Origin of the sequence: Micromonospora sp. NPDC049257 (assembly GCF_040678915.1) — a bacterium.
In the GTDB taxonomy this organism is placed as follows: domain Bacteria; phylum Actinomycetota; class Actinomycetes; order Mycobacteriales; family Micromonosporaceae; genus Micromonospora; species Micromonospora antibiotica.
Window position 1 is genome coordinate 16,464 of record NZ_JBFAQU010000039.1, and the last position, 25,744, is coordinate 42,207.

At 70.4% G+C, this 25,744-nt stretch carries 21 protein-coding genes, 2 tRNA genes, 1 other RNA gene and 2 pseudogenes; 13 read left to right on the forward strand and 13 right to left on the reverse strand.

Annotated features, from left to right (window positions below):
- Nucleotides 1-11: 11 nt before the first annotated feature.
- A complete protein-coding gene (locus tag AB0K25_RS30290) occupies nt 12-1,181 on the forward strand; it encodes a DUF3068 domain-containing protein (protein WP_363823859.1) in 1,170 nt (389 codons plus the stop codon).
- Nucleotides 1,182-1,497: 316 nt separating this feature from the next.
- On the opposite strand, the gene AB0K25_RS30295 is transcribed toward AB0K25_RS30290, so the two are convergent.
- The 5 genes from AB0K25_RS30295 to AB0K25_RS30315 form a co-directional block, all read right to left on the reverse strand.
- Nucleotides 1,498-3,168, reverse strand: a complete 1,671-nt coding sequence (locus AB0K25_RS30295; RefSeq protein ID WP_363823860.1) for a DUF885 domain-containing protein — start codon at nt 3,166-3,168, stop codon at nt 1,498-1,500.
- A gap of 80 nt (nt 3,169-3,248) precedes the next feature.
- On the reverse strand, nt 3,249-3,851 hold the full coding sequence (locus AB0K25_RS30300; RefSeq protein ID WP_219465159.1) for a Uma2 family endonuclease: 603 nt from the start codon (nt 3,849-3,851) through the stop codon (nt 3,249-3,251).
- A gap of 81 nt (nt 3,852-3,932) precedes the next feature.
- The gene (locus AB0K25_RS30305; protein ID WP_363823861.1) at nt 3,933-5,003 is read right to left on the reverse strand and encodes a PHP domain-containing protein; all 1,071 of its coding nucleotides are present in this window, start codon (nt 5,001-5,003) and stop codon (nt 3,933-3,935) included.
- A 75-nt stretch (nt 5,004-5,078) separates the two neighbouring features.
- Nucleotides 5,079-8,012, reverse strand: a complete 2,934-nt coding sequence (locus tag AB0K25_RS30310) for a glycosyl hydrolase (RefSeq protein ID WP_363823862.1) — start codon at nt 8,010-8,012, stop codon at nt 5,079-5,081.
- A 163-nt stretch (nt 8,013-8,175) separates the two neighbouring features.
- Nucleotides 8,176-8,946, reverse strand: a complete 771-nt coding sequence (locus AB0K25_RS30315; protein WP_363823863.1) for a peptidoglycan DD-metalloendopeptidase family protein — start codon at nt 8,944-8,946, stop codon at nt 8,176-8,178.
- A gap of 165 nt (nt 8,947-9,111) precedes the next feature.
- Here AB0K25_RS30315 and AB0K25_RS30320 point away from each other — a divergent pair, with 165 nt between their 5' ends.
- The 4 genes from AB0K25_RS30320 (at nt 9,112) to AB0K25_RS30335 (ending at nt 10,956) form a co-directional block, all read left to right on the forward strand.
- Nucleotides 9,112-9,489 (forward strand): hypothetical protein, encoded by a 378-nt coding sequence (locus tag AB0K25_RS30320; RefSeq protein WP_208570816.1) that lies wholly within the window; start codon nt 9,112-9,114, stop codon nt 9,487-9,489.
- 73 nt (nt 9,490-9,562) lie between these two features.
- Complete coding sequence (locus AB0K25_RS30325; protein ID WP_208570817.1) at nt 9,563-9,730, forward strand: hypothetical protein; 168 nt, start codon at nt 9,563-9,565, stop codon at nt 9,728-9,730.
- Nucleotides 9,731-9,845: 115 nt separating this feature from the next.
- A complete protein-coding gene (locus AB0K25_RS30330) occupies nt 9,846-10,376 on the forward strand; it encodes a tRNA adenosine deaminase-associated protein (RefSeq protein WP_208570818.1) in 531 nt (176 codons plus the stop codon).
- An 88-nt stretch (nt 10,377-10,464) separates the two neighbouring features.
- A complete protein-coding gene (locus AB0K25_RS30335; RefSeq protein ID WP_363823868.1) occupies nt 10,465-10,956 on the forward strand; it encodes a nucleoside deaminase in 492 nt (163 codons plus the stop codon).
- A gap of 121 nt (nt 10,957-11,077) precedes the next feature.
- Here the strand turns inward: AB0K25_RS30335 and deoD are convergent, their stop codons facing one another.
- Nucleotides 11,078-11,788 carry a purine-nucleoside phosphorylase gene (gene deoD, locus AB0K25_RS30340; RefSeq protein WP_363823864.1) on the reverse strand — a complete coding sequence of 237 codons (711 nt, stop codon included), beginning with the start codon at nt 11,786-11,788 and terminating at the stop codon, nt 11,078-11,080.
- 75 nt (nt 11,789-11,863) lie between these two features.
- Between deoD and AB0K25_RS30345 the strand changes: the two genes are divergently transcribed.
- Nucleotides 11,864-11,950, forward strand: a tRNA-Ser gene (locus AB0K25_RS30345).
- A gap of 105 nt (nt 11,951-12,055) precedes the next feature.
- Here AB0K25_RS30345 and AB0K25_RS30350 read toward each other — a convergent pair.
- From AB0K25_RS30350 to AB0K25_RS30365, 4 genes are all read right to left on the reverse strand, one after another.
- Entirely contained in the window at nt 12,056-14,629 is a 2,574-nt protein-coding gene (locus AB0K25_RS30350; protein ID WP_219465149.1) for a hypothetical protein, read from the reverse strand.
- A gap of 90 nt (nt 14,630-14,719) precedes the next feature.
- Nucleotides 14,720-15,250, reverse strand: coding sequence for a hypothetical protein (locus tag AB0K25_RS30355; RefSeq protein WP_357536580.1), 531 nt, complete (start codon nt 15,248-15,250; stop codon nt 14,720-14,722).
- Nucleotides 15,247-15,861 (reverse strand): hypothetical protein, encoded by a 615-nt coding sequence (locus AB0K25_RS30360; protein WP_363823865.1) that lies wholly within the window; start codon nt 15,859-15,861, stop codon nt 15,247-15,249. The genes AB0K25_RS30355 and AB0K25_RS30360 overlap by 4 nt, the downstream gene beginning before the upstream one ends.
- Before the next feature lie 140 nt (nt 15,862-16,001).
- The gene (locus AB0K25_RS30365) at nt 16,002-16,208 is read right to left on the reverse strand and encodes a hypothetical protein (RefSeq protein ID WP_088646531.1); all 207 of its coding nucleotides are present in this window, start codon (nt 16,206-16,208) and stop codon (nt 16,002-16,004) included.
- Nucleotides 16,209-16,365: 157 nt separating this feature from the next.
- On the opposite strand from AB0K25_RS30365, the gene AB0K25_RS30370 reads away from it, so the two are divergent.
- Together AB0K25_RS30370 and AB0K25_RS30375 are read left to right on the forward strand one after the other, a co-directional pair.
- Nucleotides 16,366-16,614: a flavin reductase gene (locus tag AB0K25_RS30370; RefSeq protein ID WP_357536576.1), complete on the forward strand. Its 249-nt coding sequence runs from the start codon at nt 16,366-16,368 to the stop codon at nt 16,612-16,614.
- 1,156 nt (nt 16,615-17,770) lie between these two features.
- Nucleotides 17,771-19,741 carry a hypothetical protein gene (locus tag AB0K25_RS30375; protein WP_363823866.1) on the forward strand — a complete coding sequence of 657 codons (1,971 nt, stop codon included), beginning with the start codon at nt 17,771-17,773 and terminating at the stop codon, nt 19,739-19,741.
- A 211-nt stretch (nt 19,742-19,952) separates the two neighbouring features.
- Here AB0K25_RS30375 and AB0K25_RS30380 read toward each other — a convergent pair whose 3' ends face one another.
- Nucleotides 19,953-20,804 (reverse strand): NAD-dependent epimerase/dehydratase family protein, encoded by an 852-nt coding sequence (locus AB0K25_RS30380; protein WP_357536572.1) that lies wholly within the window; start codon nt 20,802-20,804, stop codon nt 19,953-19,955.
- 6 nt (nt 20,805-20,810) lie between these two features.
- Between AB0K25_RS30380 and AB0K25_RS30385 the strand changes: the two are divergent.
- Nucleotides 20,811-21,121: pseudogene (locus AB0K25_RS30385) on the forward strand (tyrosine-type recombinase/integrase); the annotation flags it as partial.
- Between the two features lie 77 nt (nt 21,122-21,198).
- On the opposite strand, the gene AB0K25_RS30390 reads toward AB0K25_RS30385, so the two are convergent.
- A tRNA-Ser gene (locus tag AB0K25_RS30390) sits at nt 21,199-21,283 on the reverse strand.
- A gap of 82 nt (nt 21,284-21,365) precedes the next feature.
- Here AB0K25_RS30390 and ffs point away from each other — a divergent pair.
- The 4 genes from ffs to recR all read left to right on the forward strand — a co-directional run bounded on the left by ffs (nt 21,366) and on the right by recR (nt 25,268).
- Nucleotides 21,366-21,455: signal recognition particle sRNA small type (ffs, locus tag AB0K25_RS30395), an RNA gene on the forward strand.
- Nucleotides 21,456-21,562: 107 nt separating this feature from the next.
- Complete coding sequence (locus AB0K25_RS30400) at nt 21,563-24,250, forward strand: DNA polymerase III subunit gamma and tau (protein WP_363823867.1); 2,688 nt, start codon at nt 21,563-21,565, stop codon at nt 24,248-24,250.
- A gap of 108 nt (nt 24,251-24,358) precedes the next feature.
- Nucleotides 24,359-24,667: a YbaB/EbfC family nucleoid-associated protein gene (locus tag AB0K25_RS30405; protein ID WP_219470436.1), complete on the forward strand. Its 309-nt coding sequence runs from the start codon at nt 24,359-24,361 to the stop codon at nt 24,665-24,667.
- Nucleotides 24,668-24,674: 7 nt separating this feature from the next.
- The gene (gene recR / locus AB0K25_RS30410) at nt 24,675-25,268 is read left to right on the forward strand and encodes a recombination mediator RecR (protein ID WP_208570826.1); all 594 of its coding nucleotides are present in this window, start codon (nt 24,675-24,677) and stop codon (nt 25,266-25,268) included.
- A 119-nt stretch (nt 25,269-25,387) separates the two neighbouring features.
- Here recR and AB0K25_RS30415 read toward each other — a convergent pair.
- Nucleotides 25,388-25,744, reverse strand: a pseudogene (locus AB0K25_RS30415) (hypothetical protein); the annotation flags it as partial.

A 25,744-nucleotide genomic window follows, 5' to 3' on the forward strand; every position in this document is an offset into this window, starting at 1 on the left:
GGGGAGGACCAGTGAAGACTCGCCTGGGTGCCGCGCTGTTCGGCATCGGCGTGCTGTCGCTCGCGGTCGCCGCGGGAACGGCGTACTACGTGGCGCCGTCGGTGACGAAGCTGCCGTACGACCTGACGTTCTGCAACGCGGACGGCAAGCCGGACGGTTGCCTGCGGGCGAGCGTCGCGATCGCCGAGAACGCCACCTACATGCAGGTGCTCAACGGGAAGCCGACGATCCAGACCGGTCAGCTCAAGGCCACCACCGAGGTGGTGCCGCAGGCGGCGACGACCGAGAAGGAGATGACCGGTGACCTGCGGGGCGAGGCGGTCGTCTGGGACGTCTACGGCACCGTCGTACGCACCGACAACGGCTCGGACGTCAGTAAGTACGCGGCCGAGTTCGCCCTGGACCGGGTGAGCGCCGCCGCCCGGGACTGGGACAAGCAGTACCTGGACACCGACGGTCCGGGCGGCACCGACGACTCGGTGACCTTCGCCGGGCAGACCTACAAGTTCCCGTTCCGTGCCGAGCGCAGGGACCACACCTTCTTCGACCGGGACCTGCGCAAGGGGCTGCCGATCGCCTTCGACGGCACCGAGCAGATCAACGGCACCGAGGCGTACCGGTACGTGCAGCAGATCCCGGAGAGTGACCTGGTCACCCCGGCGGGCTCGCTGACCGCGCTGGCCGGTGCGCTGGCCCCGGGCGCGACCACCGGAAAGGTCACCTACAGCAACACCCGGACGATCTGGATCGAGCCGGTCAGCGGCAACTTCGTCAAGGTACGCGAGCAGCAACGCAAGAACTTCGTGCCCAACCAGGGCAGCCCGGTGACCCTGCTGGACGCGGACTTCGTCTATGACGAGGCCACCATCGCCAACAGCGTGAAGTCGGCCGGCGTGACCCGGGACAAGCTCCAGCTGATCGGTCGTACCCTGCCGATCGGGCTGGCCGCCCTGGGTGCCGTTCTGCTGCTGCTGGGGCTCTGGCTGATGGTCTCCGGGCGGCGCGCGCCGGTGGCCGAGGCGCGGCGTCGGCCGGACGGGGCTCCGACCGGGGGGTCGGTGCGGGACGCGTCGACCAGGGTCGAGCAGCCGGCTGCGGTGCGCCAGGGCGGCCCGCTCAGCGACGAGATCCCACCCGCGTCGACGAACTGGCGGGCCGAGGACGAGGTCGGCAAGCGCTGAGCTGATCACCTGTCGGCGGGCGGGTCGGGCTTCCGGCCCGCCCGCCGGGTCGGCACCAGCCCGAGGAGGAATCCGTGCAGAATCGATCGACCTGGCGTTCGTCGACTCCGACACGCTGACCGCCCGACCGGCGCTGGCGTCGAGCCTCTCCTGAGCCTTACTCCACCCCCACGGTGCGTCGGGGGCGGGCCCTCGCCCGCCCCCGACCATCCGTCTCACCCGCTGGGCGTCCCCACCTGGCCGGCGGCGCGGTTCGACGCCGGCCAGCGCCCGGTGCGTGCAGTTCAGAGGCCGGCCAGCGCCCGGTGCGCGCAGTTCAGAGGCGGGCCAGCGCCCGGCGCAGCGGATCGAGCCCGAGCGCGCCCAGGTCGAGCGCCTGCCGGTGGAACTCCTTGAGGTCGAAGTCGGCACCCTTGCGGGCCTTCGCGTCCTCCCGGGCCTGGAGCCAGATCCGCTCGCCCACCTTGTACGACGGTGCCTGCCCCGGCCAGCCCAGGTAGCGGTTCAGCTCGAAGCGGAGGTTCTCTTCCGGCACCCGGCAGTGCGAACGCATGAACTCCCAGCCCAGCTCCGGCGTCCACCGTTCGCCCGGGTGGAAGCCGAACGGGTTGTCCCGGGGGATCTCCAGCTCCAGGTGCATCCCGATGTCGATGATCACCCGGGCCGCCCGGAACGCCTGCCCGTCGAGCATGCCGAGCTTGTCACCCGGGTCCTCCAGGTAGCCCAGCTCGTCCATCAGCCGCTCCGAGTAGAGCGCCCAGCCCTCGCCGTGGCCGGAGACCCAGCACAGCAGCCGCTGCCAGCGGTTGAGCAGCTCCGCCCGGACGGCGGTCTGCGCGACCTGGAGGTGGTGCCCGGGAACACCCTCGTGGTAGACCGTGGTCACCTCGCGCCAGGTGGAGAAGTCGGTGACGCCCTGCGGCACCGCCCACCACATCCGCCCCGGGCGGGAGAAGTCCTCGCTCGGCCCGGTGTAGTAGATCGCCCCGTCGCTGGTCGGGGCGAGGCAGCACTCGATCCGGCGGACCTGCTCCGGGATGTCGAAGTGGGTGCCGTGCAGCTCACCGATCGCCTTGTCGGCCAGCGCCTGCATCCAGTCCCGGAACGCCTCCTTGCCCTGGATGGTCCGGGCCGGGTCGGCGTCCAGCACGGCCACCGCCTCGTCGATGGTCGCGCCCCGGCCGGCGATCCGGCCGGACACCGTCCGCATCTCGGCCTCCAACCGGGCCAGCTCCGCGAAACCCCAGGCGTACGTCTCGTCCAGGTCGACCTTCGCGCCGAGGAAGTACTGCGAGGCCAGCTCGTAGCGTTCCCGGCCGGCGGCCTGCTTGTCCCGCCCGCGCGGGACCAGCTCGGTGCGCAGGAACTGGCCGAACTCGACGGTGGCCGCGGTTGCCGCCGCAGCGCCCCGGCGCAGCTCGGCACCGAGCGTGCCGTCGGCGTCCAGCCGCTGCACCAGCCCGTGGAAGAAGTTGTCGCCGTGCGGGTCGGTCCAGATGTCGCACTGCTTGGCCACCTCGGTCAGCTGCACCTTGGAGCTGACCCGCCCGGCGGCGGCGGCCTCACGCAGCGTGGTCTTGTAACCCTCCAACGTGGCGGCGAAGCGGTTGAGCCGCGCGGCGACGGCGGCCCGGCCCTGCTCACCCTCGGTGGGCATCAGGTCGAAGACCATCCGGATCTCGTGCAGGCCACTGGCGATGACATTCACCTCGCTGGTGATCTCACCCGCGTCGTGCCGGGCCAGCTCCAGCCCCAGGCGCTCCTGCATCGCCTCCTTGGCGGTCCGTTCCGCCTCGGACTCCGGCTCGGTCACGTCCAGGTCGGCGAGGGTACGCCGGGTCAGCTCGGCCCGTGCCTCGTAGCCTGCGGGCGAGAGGTCGTCGAGTTGGTCGTCGTAGCCGGCGATGCCGACATAGGTGGCACCGGTCGGGCTCAGTGGCGCCCAGTCAGCCACGTACCGGTTCGCGAGGTCATCGATTCGTCCCACGCTGCGACCCTACGTGACCAGCGGGTCCGGTTGTCGAGCGCGTTTGCCGGACCCGGCTGTCGGGTTGCGGCGACCGCCGGTCAGGGGCGGGGCAGCAGGCGGGCCGGAGCGAAGTCGATCGGGAAGGGCAACCGGGTACGCAGCCGCTGGTGGCCGACCGCCCGGCCGACGACCGGGTAGCCGCCGTCCTCCCGGCGGAGCAGGGTCGCGGTCATCCGGTGGGGCCGCCGGTCCAGCTCCACCCGGAGGAACCAGGGCACCCCGGCGGCCGCGCAGCGGCGTAACCGGTCGACCGGGTCGCGTCGGGTGCCGCGCCGGACGAACTCCACCGCCATCGTGCACAGGGTCGCCGGCACCCAGCGTTCCTGCTCGTCGCCGGCCGGCAGGGTGTGCAGGACGGTGACGTCCGGCTGGATCCAGCAGGACGCGGTGAAGGTCAGGTTGACCCGGCCGAGCACGTGCCGCCCCGTCGCCTCGGCCGCCGGGACGAAGGCGCTGGCCAGGGTGGCCGTCGCGACACTCTCGACAGCGGGCGGGAACGGGGTGACCACCAGCCGGCCGTCGACGCACTCGTGCCGGGTGCCGGCCAGCGCGCCGACCGGCAGGTGCCGCTCCGCCCGCCGTACGGTCCAACCACCGGGCAGCTGCGGCACCGGTCCCGTACTGCCCGTCGACGATCTCAACCACGCCACCTCCGGTCGATCAACGAGGCGGGGCCGTCGGGGTTCCTGGCGCGGCCCGGCGGGCTCGCGGTGGGTGCCGGGTCAGGCGCGGCTACGGGCCCAGTCGAGCAGGCGGTCCGTCGGCCAGGTGTTGACCACCCGGTCGGCGGGTACGCCGCACAGCGCCGCCCGTTCGCAGCCGTACCGCTGCCAGTCGAGCTGCCCGGGGGCGTGCGCGTCGGTGTCGATGGCGAACCGGCAGCCGGCCTCCAGGGCGCGGCGGATCAGCCGCTTCGGTGGGTCCTGCCGCTCCGGCCGGGAGTTGATCTCGACGGCCACGTCGTGTTCGGCGCAGGCGGCGAAGACCGCGTCCGCGTCGAAGTCGCTCTCGGCGCGGGTCCGGGCCCGGTGCCCCTTGTCACCCGGCCCGGTCACCCCGGCGGGCCGGGACGACACCATCCGCCCGGTGCAGTGGCCGAGGATGTCCAGGTGCGGGTTGGCGATCGCGGTGAGCATCCGGCGGGTCATCCGGGCCCGCTCGTCGCGCAGCCCGCTGTGCACCGAGCCGACCACCACGTCGAGCCGGGCCAGCAGCTCCTCGTCCTGGTCGAGGGTGCCGTCGGCGAGGATGTCCACCTCGATCCCGGTGAGGATGCGGAACCCCTCGGGCAGCGCCGCGTTGACCGCCGCCACGTGGTCGAGTTGCCGGCGCAGCCGGTCGGCGGTGAGGCCCCGGGCCACCGTGAGCCGGGGCGAGTGGTCGGTCAGCACCACATACTCGTGGCCGAGTTCGACGGCGGCGAGCGCCATCTCCTCGATCGGTGACCCGCCGTCGGACCAGTCCGAGTGGGTGTGGCAGTCGCCGCGCAGCGCGGCCCGCAACGCGGCGGCCGCCTCGTCGAGGTCGACGCCTTCGGTGGCGACCAGCCGGCGCAGGTAGACCGGTTCCTCGCCGGCCAACGACTCGGTGACGCAGCGGGCGGTGACGTCGCCGACCCCGGGCAGGTCGGTGAGGGTTCCGGCCCGGTTCCGCTCGGCCAACTCCGCCGCCGGCAGCGCGGCCAGGGCGGTCGCCGCGCTGCGGAACGCGCGTACCCGGTAGGTGGCCTCGTTGGCGCGTTCCAGCAGGAACGCGATCCGACGCAGGTCGGCGACGGGGTCTCTGGCGCTCATGGATGGCAACCTACGCGCCCGCGCCGCCGGTCGGGGGACGACCGGCGGCGCGGGGTGTGGACAACGGGGACCGGATCAGGAGTACGGCAGCTTCACCACCGACTGGTTGCCGGTGCCGAGGGTGGACGGGTTGACGCCGATCGCCGACCAGATCTCCACCCTGACCGTGCCGCCGGCGAGGTTGCCCAGCGTGCCGGTGGCCGAGTGCAGGCCGGCGTTCTGCGTGTAGTGCTCGTAGCCGGGCACCGGGTCGGTGGCGAAGTACCGGTAGGTCTCCACCCGGTCGAAGGTGCCGTCCCCGGTCAGGTCGTAGGAGACCCGGGCCTGCACCCCGTTGCCGACCGACTGGCCGGCGTCGAGGAACAGGTCGAACCCGGTCTGGCCCCCGGTGTAGGCGAGGTTGAGCCGGGTCGCGGTGAACACCACCGGGTTGCTGGGGGTGCCGTCGTGGTTCGCGCCCCCGGAGCCGGGGACGGTGGTCGTCGCCGCGTTGCCGGCGGAGCCGAGGCCGCCACCGGGCAGCAGGAACCGGGTCGGCGAGCCGGGCGGCGGGGTGGTCGGCGGCGGGGTCGGGCTGGTCGGCGTCGGCGACGGCCCGGTCGGGGTGGGCGACGTCGTCGGGGAGGTGGTCGGCGTGGGGCTCGGGTTGGTGCCGCCGGCCGCGTTGCCACCACTCCAGGTGTACGCCCCGGTGGTGGCGGTCTTCCCGGCGGCCACGGTGAGACTGGTCCCGTCGGAGAACCGCACGGTCAGCGGCGCGGCGGTGATGTTGCTGGCCACATAGGTGCGTGCGCCGTTGCGGCTGAACACGGCGGCCAGCGGGTGGCTGGCGGTGACCGTGGTGTCGACCTGGCCGAGCGCGGCGAGGTTGCGGATCCAGTGGAAGGTGTGTGCCCGGCTCTCGCCCTCCTCCGGGGTGTAGCCGGGGTTGGCGCGCAGCTTGGCCAGTGCCGCGTCCGGGTCACCGAGGGCGAGGAACTGCCAGTGGATGTCCTGCCACACGGTGGGTTCGCCGCCGTTGTTGCGGACCAGTTCGGCGTAGTTGGTCCGGTTGTAGGCCGGCCGGTAGCCGAGGTAGAGGTGCCCGCCGGTGACGGGGAGCATGTTGATGCCCTGGATCATCTCCGGTTCGGCGCTGAACCAGGTCGCGTACGCCCCGCCGTCGCCCCAGACCATGCCGACGGTGGAGTGCCCGAACGCGGCCGGGTAGTTCTCGTCGTCGACGTCGAACCAGTACTCTCCGATGGCGGCGGCCTGGGTGGTGTAGATGAACACGCCCGCGTCCCGGACGGCGGTGTCGCCGGTGGCCTGCCCCCACTGGATCAGCGCGTTGGCGAAGTTCATCCCCTCCGACGAGGACTCCTGGTTGTTGCCGGCGTTGAACGAGCCGTGCCCGGCGGCCCAGTCGTGCCCGGCGTAGATGTCGAAGTCCCGCAGGTAGGGGAAGCGGGTGTCGGCCCGGTTGTAGTTGTTGGCGTCCCGGATGAGTAGGTCGACCATGCCGCCGTACTGGTTCTGGGTGGCCCACGTCGGGTCGAACTTGGCGAGCGTCGCCGCCGCCGCGATGAAGTACCCGTAGTGGAAGTGGTGGTCGTTGAGTTCCTGGTCGGACCCGTACGACGCCGGGTAGCCGATCAGGGTGCCCCAGTTGCGGTCGTAGTAGAAGACCTTGGCGGTCTTGCCCGGGGTGGCGGTGAACCAGTCGGTCAGGGTGCTGCGGATGGCGGCCAGCGCCGCGTTGCGGGTCTCGGTGTCGCCGACCTGGTCGGCGATCTCGGCGATCCGGGCGGCCCGGCCGAGGCCCTTGCCGGTCCAGTAGGTGTCGCCGCCGCGCTGGTCCATCGGGTTGCCCCGGACGGCGGCGAGCTGCTCCTTGAGCTGGGCCAGGTCGGTGCCGGAGCCGGTGGCCACGGCGGGCACCTCGGGCAGCACCCCGTGGAACTTCATCGCGGTTCGGAAGGAGGCCACCCCGGTCAGCACCTTCATCCGGCCGCGCGCCGACGGGTAGGTCTGGGTGAGCGGGGTGCTGCCGGCGAGCGCCTTCCACTGGTGCGGGTAGAGGCTGACCACGGTCTGGGTGGCGGTGCCCTCCCGGGCGGTGGTGGTGAACGAGTAGGTGGTGTTCACCGCGCTGGTCGCCGGGTCGTAGGTGTAGCCGACCCGGGTGCCGGTGACGTGCGCGTGGGCGTACCGGCCGTAGCTGGTGGCGAGGGTGGCGCGGGCGGTGGCGTCGGCGGTGGGCGGCAGCAGGGCGATCGAGAAGTAACCCTTGCCGGCCAGGGTGGAGCTGATCCGTCCGTTGGCGACGGTCCAGGTCGCTCCGGTCGGGGCGTACCCGACGTAGTCGTGGCCGCGGACGGTGAAGCCGATGGTGGCGCCGCTGTTGGACCAGACGGTGGCCGCGCCGCCGGTCGGGTTGATCTGGGCGTCGCCGCCGCTGGCCTGGAAGTAGGCGAACGGCAGTCCGTGGCCGATGGTGGCGCGCAGGGTCCGCGACCCGTCAGTCCAGTACGGGGTGACCGTCCAGTCGGACCAGTCGTCGACCTTGACCACCGGTGCGCCGAGCGCGGCCACGCCGACCCGGATGTCCTCGGTGTAGGTGTACTTGAACTCGCCCACCCCGGTCGCGGTGCCGCTGACGGTGGCGGCCGAGGGTGCCGAGAAGCCGAGCCCGTCGCTGAACGGCTGGTAGGACACCGGGTGGGCGTGCAGCGGTTCGCTGTAGGAGCAGTTCGTCTTCTTCCACAGCAGCGACGACCACCAGTCGTTGGTGGGCACCGGCCCGGCGGGGGCGTTGGCGGTGGCGAACTGGCGGGGGTTGGTGGACAGGGTGCCGCAGCCGGTGGGCAGCGGGCCGACCGGGTCGGTGGTGTAGCTGCCGGCGCCGACGGTGGCGGCCTCGGCGGGGGTGCCGGCGGTGGTGAGGGTGAGGCCGCCGACGAGGACGGTCAGCGCGGTGGTGGCGGCGAGCACCCAGGGGGCGCGGCGCCGGGGGACGGGAGGTGTCATCGTGCCTCCTCCGCGCGGGGTCGCCGGAACGACCACCTGCACGCGGTACGTCGGAATTCGGGAGGTTAGTGATTCGAGAGAGCGCTCTCTCACCTCGGGACGTTAACCGACGAGTAATACCCACGTCAATGCGTACGACCGACGACGCGACAGTCGACGCTGGTCAGCCCGCGCCGGACGAGCCACGCGGCGCGCGCGGGCAACCGTGCTCACGTTCCCACGCGGCCACCGCCGCCACCGGTGACCGGTTGCCCTTGCCCCGCCAGGAGTCCAGGTACTTCGCCGGCCACACCACGCCCCGCCGGATCCACCAGTCGTCGTGCCCGGTGCACTTCGGCGACAACCCGAAGTGCAGGTGACAGACGTTGTTCGCGTTCCCCGTCCGGCCCACCTCGCCGAGCTGCCGGCCGGCGGACACCCGGACCCCCACGTCGATCCCCGCGCTGATCGCGCTCAGGTGCGACCCGTAGTACCGCACCCCGTCGTCGCCCAGCAACGACACCGACAGGCCACCGTTGTACGGCCCCAGCGGCCCCTTTTTGTCGAACCGGTCCACCCGGCTCACCTCCAGGACCGTCCCGTCGGTCACCGCCACCACCGGCTCACCGCAGTCGGCGAAGATGTCGGTGCCCGGGTAACCCGAGTGCGTCGGGTGGTAGGAGACGTTGCCCGCGCGTACCGGAAAGACCCGGCGCAGGGCCGTCGGGTCCGGGGTGGCCGACGGCGACGCGGTCGGGCCGCCGGTGCCCGAGGGGGTGCCGGCCGGGCCCGTCGGCGTCGCCGGCTGGTCGCCCGTCGCCACCGCCGTCGGAGCGTCCCAGACCGGGGGCGCGGCCGGCTGGTTCGTCCCGCAGCCGGCCAGCACCGCCACCACGACCAGCAGCGCGGGGTACGCCGGACGGGTGCGACGTCGGTCGGGCCGGAGCAGGGACATTCGGACATCCTGACAGACGGCTACCGTGGAGGTCGCACCGCCAGCAGCACCCGGCCGACAGGGTGGCCACCCGTCGGCTCCCCGACGCGGCCGGCCGGCCCGTTACGGCCAGCAGCCCCGGGGCCGGATGCTGCGGGATCCGTCCCGGCCGCCAGGGGGAGCGCAGTGACGACGAACCACCAGCCCGGCCCCGTCGGGGGTCACGTCCCGTACGCCGCCTCGGGTCTGTTTCCCTCCGGGCCGCCCCGACGACCGACCTGGCGGGAACCGCACCCGGTCACCGGCGCCGCCGTGGCCTCGGGCGGCGCGTTAGCCGCCGCCTGGCTGGTGCTCTTCGGCCTGCTCGGCCGGGACGTCGCCAGCTACGCCTGGTGGACGGTGATCGCCGGTGCGCTCGCCTGGCTCGCCGCGCTGGCCCTGGTCCGCTACGGCGACCGGGGTGTCGGTACCGGCGTCGCGATCGTCACCGCAGGCGGCTGGAGCATCGCCTTCGGGATCGTCGTGGTGCGGTGGGCGACGAGCGCGGACTGGCCGATGTGGTGACTCTGCGTCGTTGCACGGCTTCGTTTGCCGCACCATCTTGACGTACCCGCTGTGACTGGGGACGCTCTTCGGTATGGCCTGGAACACCCCGCGGCTCGACACCGAGCGGAGCCGCCGCCGCCTCCAGATTCTCGCCGAGCTGGCGGGAGCCCGCGCGGTACGCCAGCGGGAACGGCCGCAGCGGGAACGCACCGAGCGGCTACGCCAACTCATCGCCACCCGTCGCCGCGTCGCGGGCTGACGAACTTTTCCCGGATCGGCCCGCCCTTCGGGGCGTTGACCGGCCGGCTGCCGACCCGACCGGTTAACGTGCACGCGTAACGGTCGGCTGTGCCGAGTTCTTTTTTGGGGGAACCATGTCGTACTTCGCTGCTGCCGTGGTGCGCGAAGAGGGCGGCTGGAACGCCGCCGAGGTGAACCTGCGGGGTGCCACCGACATCGACGAGGTCGCCGACCGGCTGCGCGACGTCGAACCGGACGCCGACGTGTCGTTGCTCTTCGTCGAGGCCGACGACGCGTACCTGGTGCTGCTGCGCCTCGACGAGGGGGAGGACCTGCGGGTCTTCGGTTCCGACTCGGCGTACGCGGAGGAGTCCCGCCTCGGTGCGTTGCTCGTCGGCGACCTCAAGACCTCGGTCACCGGCCTCGACGACGTCGACGAACCGCCGTCGGCCACCACCAGCGGCGACGAGGAGAGCGAACAACCGGTCGTGGACCCCGAAGCGGACCCGGTCGGTGACGCCGACATCCTCGCCGACCTGGGCATCTCCGCCCAACGTCTGCTCAAGCTCTGCGCCCACGAGGGCATGCTCCCCGCCGACGTGACCGCCGAGGTCTGCCAGGTGCTCGGCTGCGCCGACGAGGTCGAGGAGCTGCGTGAGGTCTGACCGACCCGCGCAGCCACCCGACGCCGACGATCCGGCGTCGCTGATCGACCCCGGTCCCGCCGGCCGCCGGCAGCGGCACGAGCGGTGGATGCGCCGCGCGCTGGAGATCGCCACCACCAGCCCGGCACCCCTTCCCGCCAGCAGCTCCGCCGGGCCCGATCCTGGTGCGCCTGGTGCCGGGGAGTCGGCCGGGGCGGTGGGGGACGTGCCGGTGGGGGCGGTGGTCTACGGCCCGGACGGCACCGAACTGGCCGTCGGCCGCAACGAACGGGAGCTGACCGGCGACCCGACCGCACACGCCGAGGTGCTGGCGTTGCGCCGGGCCGCCGCACGGTTGGGCCGGTGGCGGCTCGACGACTGCACGCTGGTGGTCACCCTGGAGCCGTGCACGATGTGCGCGGGCGCACTGGTGCTGGCCCGGATCTCGACCGTCGTCTTCGGCGCCTGGGAGCCCAAGACCGGTGCCGCCGGGTCGCTGTGGGACGTCCTGCGCGACCGCCGCCTCAACCACCGCCCCGAGGTCTACTCCGGTGTCCTGGAGACCGAGAACGCCGCCGTCCTGCGCGCCTTCTTCCGCTGACCCCGCGTCGGGTCGACGGAGCCGGGTTGGGTTGGGACGACGGGGCCGATGTTGCGGTATCGCCGGGGCGGGGACACCCCAACATCGGCCCCGTTGCGAGCCGGAGCCGTCGGGGCGGCGGTCAGGAGGCGACGGCGGTGTCCAGGGCGATCTCGACCATCTGGCCGAAGGTCTGCTCACGCTCCTGGGCGGTGGTCTTCGCGCCGGTCTTGATGTGGTCGCTGACCGTCAGCAGGGTCAGGGCGCGGGCCTTGAACCGGGCGGCGATCGTGTAGAGGGCGGCCGACTCCATCTCCACCGCCAGCACGCCGTAGTCGGCGAGGGTGTCGTACAGGTCCGGCCGGTCGGTGTAGAAGGCGTCGGCGGCGAGGATCGGCCCGACGTGCATGGTGATGCCGCGCCGCTCGGCCACCTCGACCGAGGTACGCAGCAGCCCGAAGTCGGCGACCGGGGCGTAGTCGATCAACCCGTCGAAGCGCATCCGGTTCATGTTCGAGTCGGTCGACGACCCGATCGCCGCGACCACGTCCCGCAGTTGCAGGTCCTCGGTGAGCGCACCGCAGGAGCCGACCCGGATCAGGGTCTTCGCGCCGTACTCGTTGATCAGCTCGTGGGCGTAGATGGAGGCGGACGGCATCCCCATGCCGGAACCCTGGACGGAGACGTCCACGCCGTTCCAGCGTCCGGTGAAGCCCAACATGCCCCGCACCGTCGAGTAGCACGTGGCGTCCTCGAGGTAGGTCTCCGCGATCCACTTGGCCCGCAGCGGGTCGCCCGGCATCAGGACCCGCTCGGCGATCTCGCCCGGCTTCGCGCCGATGTGCGTACTCATGGCAAAGATCCTGCCAGGCCGGCCGGAGCGATACCGGTGCGGCATCCGAACCCGGGTTCCTGTACCCTCGTCGGCGGTGGCGTGTCCGAGTGGCCTAAGGAGCACGCCTCGAAAGCGTGTGAGGGTTTACGCCCTCCGCGGGTTCAAATCCCGCCGCCACCGCTCGTGACAAGCGAGAACGCCCGGTGCGATCCGTGAGGATCGCACCGGGCGTTCCGCGTTTGCCGGACCGGGTCGGCCCCTGGTCGGAGCCGGCCCGCGACCCGGTCAGGACGTGCCGGCGTTCCGCTGACCCACTCGGTAGGTGGCGGTGTTGCCGTCGGTGCCCAGCAGCACGGTGACCGGGCCGGGAGGCAGCGCGCAGGTGACAGTGCCCTGGGCGGCGCGGTCCGTCCCGCACGTCGACCGACCCGTCGGGTCGAAGACGGTCAGCCGGGCCCGGCCGGTGCCGGCGGTGCGCGCCCAGGTGAGGGTCTGCCGGGCGGCGTGCTGGTCGGCCGGGACGGTGAAGCAGGCCGCGAGGCGGTCCGGGCCGGTGGTCACCGTCGTGTCCGTGGTGTCCCGGGGCAGCGTCGGGCAGGCCGGCGCGTCGGTCCGGGCGAAGCCCACCGTGTACGCCAGCTGCGTCACGAAGGTGTGCCCGGTGAGCAGCGCCGAGTGCGGTGCCGGGCCGTCCAGTACGCAGCCGTGCCAGGTGTACCACCAGAGGCTGCACTCCGGCTCGCCGTCCGCGTCCACGATGTCGACGTTCAGCTCGGCGTCGACAGGCAGCAGCGTGGCGATCGACGCCCCGGACGGGGTGGGCAGGACCACGCAGTCGATCTGGCCGGAGGTGTCGATCCGGCCCCGGTACGGCGCGTCGGCCCAACCGGCGTCGGAGACGGGTGTGCACCCGGTCGGCCGCAGCGGCAGCAGGGACACCGCGAACTCGGTGGTGCTGGTGGCGTCCCTGCTGGCCAGCAGGGTGTGCCGGCCGGCGGGCAGCGGGCAGCGGACCTGGGCGCAGACCGTCCGGCCGGCGGTGTCGAGGACCCGGGCGAACGTGGTCACGTTGTCGCTGTGCAGGGCGGTCACCCGGTAGACCCCGGCGGCCGGGACGTCCAGGATCCGGCACGCGACCGGGGCCGGGGCACCGGTGGGTGCCGTGCCGTAGCTGCCGGGCCGGACCGTGGGGCAGCCCACCGGGTCGGAGATCCGCCTGATGGCCAGCGGGTACGTCTCGGGGGTGTTCCCGGTCCACTCCCGGTATGAGATCACCCGGTAGTCGCCGTCGGCCGGGAGCACGCAGCCGACCTGGTCGGAAGGCTCAGTGCAGATCCGTTCGCCACCGCTGTCCATCGTCCAGCGTGCGCCGGACACGATGACCCGTTCACCTGCCAGGCCGGTGAAGGGATGGCAGTCGGTCTGTACCCGGGCGAGCTGGCGTACCTGGAGGGCCGGTTGGTCCCAGGGGGTGTAGCCGGTGTTCGGCGCGCATCCGTCGGCCCGGTCGAGCGGGTTCAGCGCCACCTCGTACCGGTGAGGCCGGTCGGCGTAGAGGGGACTGCTGACCAGCAGGGTGTACCGGCCGGCGGCCGGCACGGTGCAGACCGGGATGCCCTCCCGGGCGCAGACCTGAGCGCCCGTGGCATCCAGCACCTGCCAGTCGAAGCTGGTGGCGTCGAGGCTGACGGCGCGGACGAGCAGCGGCCGGGCCGCGTCGGTGCTGAAGGTGTGGCAGGTCGTCTCGCCGGCCGGGGTAACGCCACTGTTCACGGCGCTGCCCGGGTCGCCGTACGGGGCGAGCGGCAGGCTCTGGCAGCCCGCCGGGTCGGACAGTCGCCGCGCCTTGACCAGGTGGGTGCCCTCCTTGCCGTACTGTTCCCAGCTCAGCAGCCGGTAGGGGCCCGGCCGTTCGAGCCAGCAGTCACCGCCGCCGTAGCTCAACTCGCAGAGCGTTCCGAACTGCCCGTCGAGGATCAGCCCACGGATGTCGCGCGGACCGCCCGGGTCGACGAACCGCAGCAGCGCGCCGCGCGGCTGGTCGAACAGGTGGCACCGGGCCGCCGCCCCGGCCGGCAGTGTCACCGTGCTTCCCGGTGACCCGAAGTCGAACAGGTCCGCCGGCAACTGCCCGCAGCTCGACGGGGTATGCGTCGACTCGGCCGCGATCGTGTAGTTCCCCCGCCCGGTCGAGTACGGCAACCGCAGGGTGATCCGGTAGGTCCCGGCGGCACCGACCCGACAGCGGTTCGCGTCCACGCCGAGCCGGCACAACTCGCGACCTGCGGCATCGGCGACCCGGCCGCCGACGGAGTCCGGCCCGGAGCCCCGCCCGAGCTGGATCAGCAGCAGATCGTCGGCGGTGGTGGTGACGGTCCAGACGTCCTGCGCCTGGTCGACGATCGCGGTGCAGGTGAAGACCCTGCCGAGGGCCAGAACGCCGCCGCAGCGGGAGCGGGGTGGCTTGGCCGGCCGGACGATGGTGGTGGACCGGGTACGTGGCTGTCCGGTGCTCAGCCCGGCGGCCTGCGTACCGGGGGCCGGGGTCGTCGCCAGTTGTGGTGCGGTCCGCTCGGCTGCGGGAACCGGCACGTCCCGGTCCGGTGTGTTCCGGCCGGATCCGGTGGCCGGCATCTTCCGGGCGGTGGCGGCCGGCGACCCCGGGTCCGATGTGGCGGGTGCCGGCGGGTGGGTCGCCGCGCTGTCTGACGTACCGACCGCCGCAGCCGGGGTCGGTGCCCCGTCACCTGCGGCGATCGGGCCGACGGCCAGGGCCGGGACGAGCAGGGCGGCCAGCGCGAGGCGTGGCAGTGACTTCCCGGCCCGGATCACCGGGCGGGACAGGACGGTACGTGACATCGATCCCCCGTGTGCTGCCGACGCCGACCGCGTGGCCAGGAGATGGTCCCATCGGGGCCGGTCGCGGACAATCCACGTCGCGGTTGCAGTTCAGCAGGGGCTGTGGCCTTCGTCGAAGAGGCGGCGGGCCCAGTCGGCGTACCCGGCGATGATCTCCCGGACGGCCGTGCCGTCGTGCAGGAAGAGGTAGCCCCGGTCGCCGTCGCGGGCCAGCAGCCCGTCGAACCGGTACGTCCGTGGTGGCGCGTGCAGCCGGACGGATGACGGGTAGCGGCTCAACACCTCGGCGACGGGGGTGCCGACCGTGATCCCCTCCGGGGTGCTCATCGGGTCGTCGAGCCAGAGCAGCACGAGCCGGTCGTCGACGAAGATCGGGCTGGCCGTGCCGTGCCCGGCCAGCGTCATGCCGCAGGTGTCGGCGTCGGCGCGCAGCACCCCGCGTCGGGCCAGCTCGGTCTCGCTGGCACCGAACTCGGCCCCGGCGAGGCCGTGCAGCCCGACCACCTGGCTGGCCCCGATCGGCCGCGCCGGGACGTCGGGCCCCGACGGATGGGTGCCGCTGCCCGACGCCGAGGCAGCCACCAGTAACGCCGCAAGCACGGCAATTTGTCGCAATTTCATGGAATCCCCCAGTCCCCAACGGGACCGGGGCGTTCAGGTTGCTGGTCAGCCGGGAATTGCTGCTCTTCCCATTCCTCGGCCAGCTCGTCCCAGTAGTCGGCGGTCAGCCCACGCCGGCCGTGCGCCAACCAGCCGGCGGTGTGCCGTTCCAGGTGCAGGCCCAGCTCGGCGAACGGGTCGAGCCACCGGCCGGGCTCCACGCCGAGCCGGGCCAGCGCCGCGTTGATCGGCCACTCCCCGCGCGGCAGCGTGAAGGCGGCGTCGAAGCGGGGACCCCAGCTCAACCGGCCGCCGAGCCACACCGCCGACGCCTGCCGGCCGAGACCCCCGGCGAACTCCGCCTCCAGGTAGGCCACCGGCCCTCGCCGCGACCAGCGGTCCAGCAGCCCACTCAGGGCCGGCGACAGGACCAGCTCGAACGGCTGCTCAACGGTCGGTTCCTCGGGGTGGAAGTCCGGCAGCGCGCCGGTCAGCTCCTCGACCAACTGCGGGGTCACCGGCAGCAGCGCGAAATCCTGCCGCAGCGCCGCCAGCACCGCGTGATCCAGGTCGGCGGTCTGCTCACGCAGCAGCTCGACATCCGCGACGACCGCGCTGAGCTCGTAACTCATCCGATCCCCCCGCCATCCACACCCTGTGGATAGCACATGTGTGCGACGGTTCCGGGGCCGCCGCGAGTGTCCGCACCGTACCGGGGTTCGCGGTGGGGGCATGCCGGTGTTGCTGCTGCCCTGCCCGACGGGTCGGGCGGCTACTCGTCGTCTTCCGCAGGTGGGCGGGGCGGGCGGTGGTGGCGTGCCCACTCGTCCACCTCGTCCGCGTCCCAGACCGTGGTGCCGATCAGGCGGGCGAGTGGTTCGGGGAAGCCGGGTCGGCGGGTGATCTGTAGGACCCGTTGCCGCGACACGTTGAACAGGGCGGCCAGTTCGCCCGGTCCGTACAAGCGCGGTCGCTTCACCGTTCGACCGTAAGCACGGCGTCAGCTTGACTATCGCTACTTGCTGATTGACAAGTGCATGCCGGGTGGGGTGAGGTAGAGATGGCCCCTGGCCTGCTGGAGGAGCTTCCCGGCGGGTCGGGGTGCCGTGAAGACCGACCCCCACCTCGGAGGCGAGATGCAGAGACACGCACCGCTCAAACCCCTCTGGATCTGCACGGCCGATGCGCTGCCCTGGCCCTGCGGGAGGGCTCGACTCGACCTGGTCGCCGACTACGCGGGGGAGCGGGTCAATCTCGCTGTCGACCTTGCCGAGTTGTTCCGGGAGGCGATGGCCGATCTCACCCGGATCTGCCCCGAGCCGCCCGACCCGATCGGCACGTACCAGCGCTTCCTCGGCTGGGTGAAGACGACGCCCCGGTCCTGAACAGGCCGGTGTGACCTTGATCGGTCCGGGAACGACGAAGGGCCGGCTCCCGATCGGGGCCGACCCTCGCGTTGGTGCTGCTCAGACGAGCGGAGGATACGAGATTCGAACTCGTGAGGGTTTTATCCCAACACGCTTTCCAAGTCTGTCGTATAACGTTCGCTCGGACTCGTGGCGGTTCCAGCCAGCGACGTCGGTGCGGGATGGACGTCGCTGGATGACCTTGGTTGTAGCTGAACGAGACGACAACTGAGACTGCCTTGGGCGGCCCATACGCTTGGGGCCTGGACCTACATCCATACCGGATCCGCAGCCCATATGACCGGCAGTGCTGGCGCGCGGGTACCGGCGGCCTAGTCACCGGGTACGGCAACGGTGGGCCTCAGATGAGACCTTCGTCCCGACCGAACAGAGCCCCGGCCTCAGCTGTCCCGTCGCAACCGTACACAGGTTCTGCGCACTCTACGCGGGTACATCCGGGACCCGTATCCTGCTTCTACCTCGCGGCTCAACTGGACTAGCAACAGGAACCAGTGCGTCTCCGATAGGCGGGCACAGCGTTCCAGCAGCGAGGTGGCGCGCACCTACTAGATGTCATGGGGGAGCCACGGTAGATTGCGGTCCTGATCTCATCCGTTGCATGGACGGACCCTCGGCCCATCACCCCCGTGGAGTCGCTATGGAGCCCACAGTTTTAGACGCACCCGGATATTGGACGGGCCCCGAGCGTCAGTTATGGAGTGCCTTCAGGAAGGGGGAGACCCTAGTCCTCGATGGTGCGAACCCTGTAGCGAACCAGCTTCCAGTAGATTTCTGGGGGGCGGAGAAGACGATCAGAGCGAAGGTTCTGGCTGAGATTTTAATGCATAGCCCAGGTCAGGAGGCCGGTTATCCGCCACGCCTAGTGCTCGCGGGTGCGCGGATTACAGGAAAGCTTGATTTGGGGTGCGGCAGTGTGGGCCCATTCTATTTTCAAAGGTGCATCTTTGACGAGCAGCCACTTCTAAACGATGCTTCGGCGGAGTTCATCGGATTTACCTCGTGCGTATTGCCGGGACTCTCGGCGGTGCGGACAGTTTTACGCGGGCCGGCTCTAGTTACAAATTGCAAAGTTACGGGACCAGTCGACTTCGAAGACGCCAGAATAGTAGGGGATGTGTCCTTTGCTGGTACTGTTTTCGACGTATCCACCCCCGATTATATGATTGATTTGTCGGGTGCCGATATCGGGAGCGATCTGGTTTGCAGCCGAATTTCCGGGAACCGGCCAATTCATCTGCACAACGCGAGGATTAACGGCGATATCAGGCTATCTGATTCCAAGATTTCCTGCGGCAGCGAGTTCGCGTTGCTTGGTAGGCAGGTCAAGGTCGGCGGCTCTGTTATATGCGCCAATGACTTCAATTGTGAAGGTGGGATTATTCTTGAGGGTGCTCGAATAGAGGGGCAACTGCTTCTGCCTAAAGCTCGAATTAGCCGACCGAACGGCATTTGTTTAAATATTGATCACGCGGTAGTCGCCCTTGGTGTGAGATGTGAAGATGCGCACTTTCGGGGTGCGGTTCGAATGCATCATGCTCAAATCGGTTGCCAACTCTCTTTTGATCGTGTTCGTATCTCGGACTGCGGGCGGCTTGCTTTGCTTGCAGACCATTTAGGGGTCGATGGGTCCGGCCATTTCAGGAATTTCCGCGCGGAGGGTGCTGTCCACCTCCATGGCTCCCGCTTCGAATGCAATCTTCTCGTCGACAATGCAAAGATTTCCTCGGACGCGGGCACTGCGTTGACGCTGGATGGGACGACAATTGGCGCAGCATTAGCGGTTGAAGATTGCGAGATCGCAGGCTCAATTCTATTAATCGCAGCTACGGTTCAGGGGGCGCTAACGCTTCGGAATACGGAGATATCTCCCCATGGGTCGTGGGCGGTGGATGCGCGACGAGCAGATATACGGGGCGGTGTCGACGGGGCAAAGGGTTTTACAGCCCATGGGAGCGTATCCTTCGCCAATGCAAAAATAAGTGTGACATTAAACCTGACTGAAGCAGCCATCGTAACCCCGCGCCGCCATGCCCTTATCGCGGCGGGTCTGGTTCTTGACGGTGACCTCATTGGCGATCGCGCAAAAGTCGAAGGTCTCGTGGACCTTACGGCCGCAAATGTTACCGGAAACGTGAGGCTTGCGGACGCCGAGTTGACTGGTGTGCCTCTAGAAGAATCTTCCCGAGGGAGGGAGATTGATCAGTTGAGGCGAGGCGATTGGCGGGGGGTGTCCTTGCGGGCAACCGCTAGCATTATTCACGGAGATATCGACCTTCGTGGTGCACGACTGAAGGAGAGTCTGGTTCTTGAGTCGGCGACTGTGCAGCGCTCGGTGCTCTTGGATGGCACTACGCTTGAAGTGAAGGACTCGATGGCTATCCGCGCCGATGGTATGAAGGCTGCGATGCTAAGCCTGAGATTCAGAGATGCTCCAACCGGTGGGATATCTCTGGCAGCAGCTGCGGTTGGGACACTTCGCGATAATGAGCGTTCGTGGCCGAAAAGCGCTGCCGTGGTACTCGAAGGATTTACCTACGGCCTTCTTGACACGAATCTTACGGTCGTAGATCGATTGAGGCTTCTGCAGCATGCTACGCCTACATATTCACCGCATCCGTATGAGCAACTTGCCTCGAATTTGACGGCAGCGGGACAAGATGACGATGCCGATATTGTTCGCTTGGCGTCTATTCGTAGATCACATGCCTCTTCACGTTTCCTTATCCGAATTTGGGGTAAGCTGCAAGACTATGTCGTGGGATACGGCTTCTCGCCAATGCGCGCCCTCGCGATCTTTCTAGTCCTCTTCATTGGTGCAAGCGTGTGGTTTACAGTCACGCCTTACTCGTGCGGTGAAGCCGCATACGCTGATCTCCCGATCTGTCCAATTAAGGCGGATGAGCATCCTACGTGGGATCCGTGGCTATATTCCCTCGACTTACTTATTCCGCTAGTAAACCTCGGGCACGATAACGCCTGGGATCCGACGGGTAGCTCTAAGGCGGTGATGTATGTTCTAGTGATTGGAGGCTGGGTCCTGACGACTACCATCGTTGCCGCCGCAGGTCGCTCGCTTAGGAGGTAAGGCGTAGTTGAATATCTCCAAGCGTGGGGCGGATCTCCTAGTAGGGAAATCGCGGCGGCATCTGCGATTTGGGGCAAACCTCTGGGTCTTCGAATCGTGTCGTACATGAGCGTGGGCGGGCTACGCCGATATCCCTGGGGATCAGACTACTTAACTCACTCTGCTTGTAGGGCGTCTTGATTCTCGCAGCGGCGGGTTCGTCAGCCCGTCACTAAGGGGTCGAAACAGTTCCCGACCACGTCTCCCATGCATCTGCGAGGATGTCTGTCAGTTTAGGTCTTGTCACAGTCCAGCCGAGAACGCTACGAGCCTGGCTGATGTCCGCGATCAAGTTCGAGGGTTCAGGCTTGGGCGGCTGGCGGTAAACGACAATCGGGCGGCCGGTAACCTGCTCGGCGGTGGCTACCACGGTGGCCATGTTCGTTCCGACGCCCGAGCCGACGTTGATCGTCCGGCAGACCCCGGGAATGCCGGCGTCCAGTGCCAGCCGGACAGCGGCGGCTACGGCACTGACGTGCATAAAATCCCGTACTGCTGATCCGTCGCCGTTGAGGGCCCCATGGTCGCGTTGGCCGGTGATCGCGCGGAAGACGTTGGGGATGATCCTTGCGCGGTCGGTGTCAGTGACGCCGTCGACCGCTCCGGCGATGTTGATGGGCCGGACGGTGATCGCGCCGATCGCTCCGGTCGCTGCGTAAGCCGCAACCATCTGCTCGGCGGCGACTTTCGAGGCCGCGTAAGGGCTTTCGGGGTGTGGGTCGAGGTCTTCGGAGAGTGCGCCGTGGTGCTGTGATCCGTGCACGATGTTGGTGGAGGCGAAGACCAGCGCGGCCGGCCCGGTGGTCGTCCGCGCGGCGTCCAGGGCCATGAGTAGGTTCAGGGTGCCGGTCGCGTTGACGTCGAAGTAGCTCAGTGGGTCGGCAAACGAGTCCCGGCCGCTGGTGAGTGCGGCGAGGTGCACGACTCCGCTGTACCCACCCTGCTGGACGAGACGTCGACACCACCGAAGTACATGCCGGTGGTGAAGGTGAGCGCCCGATCGGGCTGACTCCAGTCGACCCACCAGGCGACGGACTACGACGAGTGGAAACGGCTGCTCAAGCTCGCCGGAGTGCGGGACGGCCGGCTACACGACGCCCGGCACACCGCCGCCACCGCGCTCCTGGTCCTCGGCGTCTCCGGCCGCGCCGTGACAGGCATCATGGCTGGTCGAACTCGGCCATGGCCGTTCGCTACCAGCACATGACCGATCAGGTACGCCGGGACATCGCGCAGCAGCTCGGCGGACTGCTCTGGGGCGACCCGCCGGCCGGGCCGGGGGAGAGGGTCACCAAGCCGCCGCCCGACCAGCCGGAACAGGGCAACCGAGACGACAACTGAGACGAGAGCGACGGTAGAGACGATTCAGGGCCGGTCCCCGTGGGGGCCGGCCCTGTCGTTTTTCCTGCTCAACAGAGCGGAGGATACGAGATTCGAACTCGTGAGGGTTTTATCCCAACACGCTTTCCAAGCGTGCGCCCTAGGCCTCTAGGCGAATCCTCCGCGAGCCAGGATACAGGTCCCCGCCCGCCGGGCCACCCCACCACCCCCTGAAGATCCACCGGGGGTCGGGTAGGGTGGGCGTTACCTCCCGTGCGGCGGTATCTCGTGAACCTCCCCAGGGCCGGAAGGCAGCAAGGATAAGCGAGCTCTGCCGGGTGCACGGGAGGCCTTTTTGTCTCCGCCCACCGGTACCGTACCTGCGGGTCGGGTCCCGGGGTGGTGGGTGGTCACCCGCGCCCGACCGGCGCAGAATGGCTCGGTCGAGAGGAGGCGGGGCGAGTGACGCTGGCGCTCTACCGCAAGTACCGGCCGCGCACCTTCGCCGAGGTCATCGGCCAGGAGCACGTCACCGAGCCGTTGTCGCAGGCGCTGCGCAGCGGGCGGCTCAACCACGCCTACCTGTTCTCCGGTCCCCGGGGCTGCGGCAAGACCTCCAGCGCCCGGATCCTGGCCCGTTCGCTCAACTGCGAGCAGGGGCCGACCCCGGAGCCGTGCGGGCAGTGTGCCTCGTGCCGGTCGCTGGCCGTCGACGGCTCCGGCTCGATCGACGTGATCGAGATCGACGCGGCCAGCCACGGTGGTGTCGACGACGCCCGTGAGCTGCGGGAGAAGGCGTTCTTCGCGCCGGCCCAGAGCCGTTTCAAGATCTATGTCATCGACGAGGCGCACATGGTCTCGTCGGCCGGCTTCAACGCCCTGCTCAAGCTGGTCGAGGAGCCCCCGGAGTACGTCAAGTTCATCTTCGCCACCACCGAGCCGGAGAAGGTCCTCGGCACGATCAAGTCGCGGACCCACCACTACCCGTTCCGGCTGATCCCGCCGAAGGTGCTCCGGCCGTACCTGGAGCAGCTCACTCAGGCCGAGGGCGTCACGGTCGATCCGGCGGTCTTCCCGCTGGTGGTGCGCGCCGGTGGTGGCAGCGCCCGGGACAGCCTCTCCGTGCTCGACCAGCTCATCGCGGGTGCCGGCCCGGAGGGGGTCACCTATGCCCGGGCCGCCGCGCTGCTCGGCGTCACCGACGCCGCGTTGATCGACGAGATGTGCGACGCGTTGGCCGCCGGGGACGGCGCGGCGGCGTACGCCACCGTCGACCGGGTGGCCGAGGCCGGGCACGATTCGCGCCGGTTCGCCTCCGACCTGCTCGAACGGCTGCGCGACCTGATCGTGCTCCAGCAGGTGCCGGACGCCGCCGGCAAGGGCCTGATCGACGGCCCGGCCGACCAGATCGAACGGATGGCCGCCCAGGCCCAGCGGCTCGGCCCGGCGACCCTGTCCCGGTGCGCCGACATCGTGCACAACGGTCTGGTCGACATGCGCGGCACCACCGCGCCCCGGCTGCTGCTGGAGCTGATCTGCGCCCGGATGCTGCTCCCCGGCGTCGACGACGCCACCGGTGCCCTGCTCCAGCGCCTCGAACGGATGGAGCGCCGGCTCACCCTGGGTGGCGGGGAGCTGCCGCCGGCCGCCGCCGGCTCCGCATCCCCCACCCCCACTCCTGCGGTACGTCAGGAGCCTCCCGCCCCGGGCGCGGCTGCCGCCGCGTCCGACCCGCAGACCGCCGGCCCGCCGGCGGCTGTCGATGCGCTGTCCGGGGCGGCTGCCGCCCGCGCCGCTGCCGCGTCGGCCGCTTCCCGGCCCAGCGGGCCCACCCCGCCCGCCGCCACCCCGCCCGCCCCTGCCGGCCCGCCCCGGGACGACTCCGTCCCCACTGTCGGGGGGCCCGCGACTGACGGCTCCACCCCGACGGCCGGTGGCCCGGGCGTCGGTGACCCCGACCCGGCGGCCCGTCGGGTGCCGCCCTCGGCCGTCATGCCCGACCCGGCCACCCCCGAGCCGCCGCGTCCGGGTGCTGCGACACCCGGTGCCCTCGACGCCGTCGCGGTACGCCGGGTGTGGCCGGACGTGGTCGGTAAGGTCGGCCGGAAGAGCAAAAAGGTGGCGGCCTGGGCGCGGGAGGCCACCGTCCGGGAGGTCGACGGGCAGTCCCTCCTGCTCACGTTCCGGTACCCGTTCCACGCCCAGGCTCTCTCCGCCGAGCCGGACCTCCTCCTCGAAGCGCTGTACGAGGAGTTCGGCGGTCGGTGGCAGATCCGCTGCGAGGTGGCCGGTGAACGGGGTGGCGCGTCGTCCGGCGCTCCGTCCCGCCCTGCTGCCGCCCCGCCCCGACCGGCACCCGCCCCACCCACCGCACCGGCCGGGCCGGTCAGCGGCGCTTCGTCCGGCCCGTCCAGCGGCACCCCGGCCGGCCCGTCCAGCGGCACCCCGGCCGGGTCCACCGGCTCGTCCGGCCCCACCGCACCGGGCGGTTCGCCTGGCCCTACCGCCCGAAACGGTGCGGCTAGCGGCGGCGGTGCGGCACGGTCACCGGGTGGGCCGCCCGACCAGGTGGGCAGGGCGGGCAGCGCAGTCACCCCGGCCGACGCGGTCGGTGGGGGCGACGACGAGGGCTGGCCCGAACCGGCCCGCCCCGGCGGGTCCGCCAGCGCATCCTCCGACGAGTGGCCCGAACCGGCCCGCCCCGGTGGGGCTACGGCGACCGCGACGGCAGCCGCCCCGGCGGTGCCCGCTGCGCCCGCCGTACCCAGACCGGCCGGTCCGCCACCGACACCGCAGCCGGCGCCGGCCGGGGCCACCGGTGCGCCGGTGAGCAGCGCGATCGCGGCGGCGCGGGCGGCTGCGGCGGGTAAGGGACCTCGGGCCGCCCCGGCGGGACGCAGGACCGCCGACGCGGAGTGGGCGGGCGAGCCGCCCTACGACCCGGACTACGACGGTCCGGTCCGTGCCGGTGGGGCACCGGCGGGCGCGACCCGGGCCACTCCCGCATACGAGGGGTTCGACCCGGGTGACGAACCGCTGGACGAGGTGATCGACGAGCGGACCGCCCGGCAGTCGAGCGAGGAGCAGGCGGTGCAGTTGCTCCGTGAGGCGTTCGGTGCCGAGAAGATCGACGAGGTGGACGCGCGCTGACGCGCCGTTCCCCGGACCGGACCACCGGTCGCCCCCGACTAGGCTGGGCGCGGCCGAGCAGACGAGTGCGAGAAGGAGCCATCCGTGCGCCCAGGTGGACAGCCGAACATGCAGCAGATGCTGAAGCAGGCGCAGAAGATGCAGCAGCAGATCGCCAAAGCGCAGGCCGAGTTGGCCGAGGCGGAGGTGACCGGCACCGCCGGTGGTGGGCTGGTCACCGCGACCGTCTCCGGCTCCGGTGAGATCAAGGGCATCAGGATCGACCCGAAGGCGGTCGACCCGGAGGACGTCGAGACCCTGGAGGACCTGGTCGTCGCGGCCCTGCACAACGCCGCCGAGGCGGCCAAGGAGCTGACCGACCAGAAGATGGGCCCGGTGGCCGGCGGCATGGGCGGCCTCGGCCTGCCCGGATTCTGACCCGCCGATGTACGAGGGTGCCATCCAGGACCTGATCGACGAGTTGGGGCGGCTGCCGGGCGTCGGCCCGAAGAGCGCCCAGCGGATCGCGTTCCACGTTCTGTCGGCGGACCCGGCCGACGTCACCCGGCTGGCCGGGGCGTTGCGCAAGGTCAAGGACCTGGTCCGGTTCTGCACCACCTGCTTCAACGTCGCCGAGTCGGAGCAGTGCCGCATCTGTCGCGACCCGCGCCGCACCGACGAGGTGATCTGCGTGGTCGAGGAACCGAAGGACGTGGTGGCGATCGAGCGGACCGGTGAGTTCCGGGGCCGCTACCACGTGCTCGGCGGGGCGATCAATCCGCTGGAGGGGATCGGCCCGGACAACCTGCGGATCCGTGAGCTGATGACCCGGCTCAGCGCGGGGACGATCCGTGAGCTGATCCTCGCCACCGACCCGAACACCGAGGGTGAGGCGACCGCGACGTACCTGGCGTTGATGGTCAAGCCGATGGGGATCGCAGTCACCCGCCTCGCCAGCGGCCTGCCGGTCGGCGGCGACCTGGAGTACGCCGACGAGATCACCCTGGGCCGGGCCTTCGAGGGCCGCCGCGCGGTCTGACGCCCGGTCTCCGGTGCCGAGACGGTTCGTGGTCCCCAGGGCAGGCACCACGGCGACACGGTGGACATGCCGATGGCCGGCACCCCGGGCGGGGTGCCGGCCATCGTGTCGTACGGGGGTCAGCTGTTCCAGTGGTGGGCGACGAGCTCGGCGGCCTGGGTTTCCCACTGGGCGTAGTGGTCGGGGTAGGCGGAGACCTGGACGGTCTGGGCGGCCTTGGTCAGGGGCATGTCGTGCCAGCCGTCGACCTGCTTGAGGCCCTTGAGGAACGCCAGGGTGGCGTATTCGGGGTCGGTGATCTGCTCCACCGTGCCCCAGCCGGAGGACGGGCGTTGCTGGAACAGGCCCTGGGAGTCGTGGTCGTTGCGGTCGCCGAGGTGGCCGAGGTTCTCCAGCTTCGACTCCTGTAGGGCGGTGGCGATGGAGACCACGGCGGCGCGTTCGTCCATGCCGGCCTTCTTCGTCGCGGCGATGAT